Source organism: Waterburya sp., from assembly GCF_058530065.1.
The window spans coordinates 1-4,279 of sequence record NZ_JBZNBU010000100.1; the positions used below are offsets into that span (position 1 = coordinate 1).

Consider the following 4,279-nt stretch of genomic DNA (forward strand, 5'->3'; position numbering starts at 1 on the left):
ATCAGAACCACTAGATTCTCTTGGTCGTGCTTTGTTCACTCTGAGAGTGCGTCCCATCCATTCAGCCCCATCAAGGGTTTCAATCGCTTCGGTTTCTTCTTCGTCTGTGTTCATTTCCACAAACCCAAAACCCCGCTTGCGACCTGTTTCGCGGTCTGTAGGTAGGTAGACTCGCTTGACAGTTCCGTATTCTCCAAAGACTTCGTTTAAGTCTTCCTGCGTAACCTCATAGTTGAGATTACCAACATAAATCGACATTACTCTTGTTTCCTGTTCTTGTGTTTCGAGCGATCGTCGGAAGTCAAAATAGGGAAAAAATTATTCACCAATACGTACAAAAATTGCCTTACCACTTCCGATTTTCGAGAATAATATTAACATTTTATCCACAATAAAATTAGTAATTTACTTATCATTCTCCAGAATGCTCCGAATAAAAAACTGTGGTATTTTAATCCTAGGTAAAGATAAGTAACAAAAATTAGAAGCTTATCTCCTCGATCGCCAAACTATTTTTTTTTTTACTTGTGACCACATCTAGTTCCAATCGCCCTTCTATACCTCAATCTGACCTTCTATCTCTACCCCTAGAACCAAACCAGAGTAGAAAAGCTTGGCAAGTCTTTTCAGCAGCCTCTTTTCTGGTATCCGTACCAGTTTTTGTTCAAGCACCTATCGTTCGTTTATTTCCCCTCCTGAGCTTGTTTTTAACCTTTTTCTGGCTAGGATTGGGTTGGTGGCTGTATCGTCGCCCCCAAAGTCAATTATGGGGAGATTTAATTCTCGGTTTTAGTTGGAGTTGGCTGGCTGGTTCGATTTATTGGGGTTGGCTGAGGTTCGAGCCTTTGATTCACATTCCCATCGAATCTATTGGTTTGCCTTTTGCTCTTTGGTGTTTGTGGCGCGGTTGGGGTAAGGTAGGTAATTTTTTCTATCTCGGCTCTCTTTTAGGAACGGCGATTACCGATCTTTATTTTTACTTAACTAACGTTATTCCCTACTGGCGCAAGTTAATGGTAGTAGATATCGATCCTTCTTTGGCTGCACCAATCTTAAAATCTGCTTTAGCTCAAGTACAAACTCCCTGGGGAATTAGTTGGGCGGTAGTTTTGGTTAATATCTTGCTGGCAGTGAGTTGGTGGTCGTTAAAGAAAATCGAGTTACACTGGTGGGCATTCGCTGGAGCGGTTTTAAGTACAATTTTGGTAGATAGTTTGTTTTTGCTAGCTGCTTATTTTGCTTAAACAAAGCCTATGGCTTTAGCTTTAAGCTCTAAGTCAAGATGAATTAAATTAATAAATTATGGCTCAAAGTACTGATGTTGGGAGTAAATCCCCGCCCATTGGCATAGAAACAATTTTGAGGAATGAAACCACCCTCTATATCCTAAAAAGATTGTCTCAAGGTGCTTTAACTCTGCTCTTAGCATCAGCACTGTGTTTTTTCATTGTAGAATTAGCCCCAGGAAACTATTTAGATACTCTTAAAGAAAACCCTCAAATCACCCAAGAGAGAGTTGCCGAATTAACCAAACAATTTGGTTTGGACAAACCCCCCATAGAACAATATTTCCTCTGGCTGTGGCGTATTATTACTAGATTTGATTTCGGTCAGAGTTTTGTTTATTTTCGCTCTGTTTCTTCCCTGCTGCTAGAAAGAATTCCCGCAACTCTCTTACTAGCATTATCATCTTTTATTTTAACTTGGGCGATCGCCATTCCCTTAGGAATTATTAGTGCGGTCAAGCAAAATACGCCCTTAGATCGAGTCTTGCGAGTTCTTAGTTATTTCGGTCAAGGTTTCCCTAGTTTTATTACCGCCCTAATTTTTCTGATTATCGCTCAATTTCTTTCTCCCCTATTTCCTGTGGGGGGAATGACCAGCATTAATCACGACGAACTATCCATTGTGGGCAAAATACTCGATATAGCTTGGCATATGGTATTGCCAACTATTGCTTTAAGTATTACTAGTTTTGCTGGCTTACAACGTCTGACTAGAGGACAATTATTGGATGTCTTGCGTCAAGACTATATTCAAACTGCTAGGGCTAAAGGTTTGCCCGAAAACAAGGTTATTTACGTCCATGCCCTCAGAAATGCCATTAACCCTCTAATTACCCTTCTCGGCTTTGAATTTGCCAGTTTACTCGGCGGTTCGTTTATCGCTGAATTTTTCTTCAATTGGCCTGGCTTGGGAACTCTTACCTTACAAGCAGTAAACGCTCAAGATAAATATCTAGTAATGGCTAGCTTAATGATGGGTGCAACGATGTTAATTATTGGTAACCTCCTGGCAGATTTACTCTTAAAAACTGTCGATCCTCGGATTAAATTAGAAGATCTCAAGTAAAAAGTTTACTCTTATGAGGTTTCCTAACCTCCATACCCCCCATCTACTCGAAGATCTGATTGATGGGCAGCAGCGACAGCCAAGCGATCGCATCGCTCGTTTTCAGGAATTCCTGCATGACCTTTAACCCAGACAAATTCTACATCGTGTATCTTGCATAAATCGAGTAATTCTTGCCAAAGATCGGGATTCTTTGCTTTCTCGTTTTTATTTCGCTTCCAGCCGTTGGCTTGCCATTTTTTCGCCCAACCCTTGATTACGGCATCGACAATATATTTGGAGTCGCTATGGAGTTTCACTTTAGAGTTGGAGGGTAAAGATTCCAAAGCGGCGATCGCTCCCATCATTTCCATACGGTTATTGGTAGTAAGTTTGTATCCTGCTGAGAGTTCTACACGGCGATCGCCATCAATAATCACCGCACCATAGCCCCCCTTGCCAGGATTGCCCGTACAAGCACCATCGGTATAAACAATAATTGTGTTTTCAGATCGAGGAGCTTTGGCTTTGTTATTTAATTTTGGTTTGTTTTTGGATGCTGGTTTGGGTTTTAAGGACTTGATATAGTTTAAAACTGCTGCCAGTTCGGATTCGGGGAGGGTTTCAACCTCGGTCATAATTTCTTGTATGTAATCTAGCATGGGAAGAGATTAATGTTTTAAAACTAGGCGATAGCGGGCTTTGCCGTCACGCAAGCGAGCGATCGCATCATTAAGGCGATCGAAATCATAAGTTTCCACAATCGGCTCAATTTGATGGCGCACCACAAAATCTAACATTTGAGAAACAATGGCAGGGCTGCCCAAAGAGGTGGCAGAAATTGATTTTTGACCAACAATCATGGGAAAAATAGCCACGGAAATAGGATTGGGGACAGCCCCAATAAAGTTTAGCTTGCCCATCGGACGCAAAGCATTAACATAGCTATTCCAGTCTAAATCCACATTTACCGTAGAGATAATAGCATCAAAAGAATTGGCTAATTTGGCGATCGCATTACTATCGCGGGAATTAACAAAGTAGTCAGCACCCATTTCTAAGGCTTCTGCTTTTTTATCTGGGCTGCTAGAAAATGCCGTCACTTGGCAGCCCCAAGCATCGAGAAATTTTAATGCCATGTGACCCAAACCACCAATGCCAATTACCCCAACTCTGTCTGTAGCTTTAAGATTTAATTCTACAATGGGGTTAAAAGCCGTGACTCCCCCACAAAATAAAGGACCTGCGATCGCAGGATCGATCGCTTCGGGTAGGGGAATTGCCCATTCATAATTGCTGCGGACTTTATTGCCAAATGCCCCATGACGACCGACTATGGTTTCTTCTGGAGTCAAACAAAGATTTTGATATCCCTTCATACACCATTCACAATGGAGACAAGAGCCAGAAAACCAGCCCAAACCGACTCTCTGCCCTATTTTCAAGGTTTTAACCTGACTACCAACAGCAGCTATTTTGCCAATGGCTTCGTGACCAGGGATAAGGGGATATTGAGAGATTTCCCAGTCATTATCAAGCATACTCAAATCGCTGTGACAGACACCACAATATTCCACCTCAATCTCTACTTGTTCTGGCTTTAATTCTCCAGGATCGTATTCAAATGGCTCTAATTTACCACCAGCCTGCAAGACAGCGTAAGCTCGGATCGTCATTATTCTTAGATTTGAGATTCTTCATTCCTAATCTAAACAATTTGATTCTTGAAAGTATATTAAATTTTACTGGAGATCTTGTATTTAGCTAAAATCAAAATAACTCTAAAATCAATTATTCAAAATAGTGGCTAGTCTACAAAAAAGAAGATCGGAAAATATTGATGGTGACTTTTATGTCGATTCTAGTTGTATAGATTGCGATACTTGTCGGTGGGTAGCACCTGATGTTTTCCATCGTCAGTCTTCTATGTCTGCGGTATACCATCAGC

The 4,279-nt window shown here is 41.2% G+C and carries 6 protein-coding genes; 3 read left to right on the forward strand and 3 right to left on the reverse strand.

The features are described 5' to 3' along the window. Positions 1–258, reverse strand: a 258-nt coding sequence (rbp, locus tag AC33VI_RS06610; RefSeq protein WP_491781472.1) for an RNA-binding regulator, incomplete at its 3' end; no start/stop codon positions are given. Positions 259–527: 269 nt separating this feature from the next. Here rbp and AC33VI_RS06615 point away from each other — a divergent pair. Both AC33VI_RS06615 and AC33VI_RS06620 read left to right on the forward strand, forming a co-directional pair. Further along, a complete protein-coding gene (locus tag AC33VI_RS06615) occupies positions 528–1,244 on the forward strand; it encodes a DUF3120 domain-containing protein (RefSeq protein WP_491781473.1) in 717 nt (238 codons plus the stop codon). 58 nt (positions 1,245–1,302) lie between these two features. Then, positions 1,303–2,352, forward strand: a complete 1,050-nt coding sequence (locus tag AC33VI_RS06620) for an ABC transporter permease (protein WP_491781474.1) — start codon at positions 1,303–1,305, stop codon at positions 2,350–2,352. Between the two features lie 23 nt (positions 2,353–2,375). On the opposite strand, the gene rnhA is transcribed toward AC33VI_RS06620, so the two are convergent. Both rnhA and ahr read right to left on the reverse strand, forming a co-directional pair. Next, on the reverse strand, positions 2,376–2,831 hold the full coding sequence (gene rnhA / locus AC33VI_RS06625; RefSeq protein WP_491781476.1) for a ribonuclease HI: 456 nt from the start codon (positions 2,829–2,831) through the stop codon (positions 2,376–2,378). 171 nt (positions 2,832–3,002) lie between these two features. Continuing rightward, entirely contained in the window at positions 3,003–4,007 is a 1,005-nt protein-coding gene (gene ahr, locus AC33VI_RS06630) for an NADPH-dependent aldehyde reductase Ahr (protein WP_491781475.1), read from the reverse strand. A 127-nt stretch (positions 4,008–4,134) separates the two neighbouring features. Here ahr and AC33VI_RS06635 point away from each other — a divergent pair. Further along, positions 4,135–4,279: ferredoxin (locus AC33VI_RS06635; protein ID WP_491781477.1), on the forward strand; the 145-nt coding region annotated here is incomplete at its 3' end.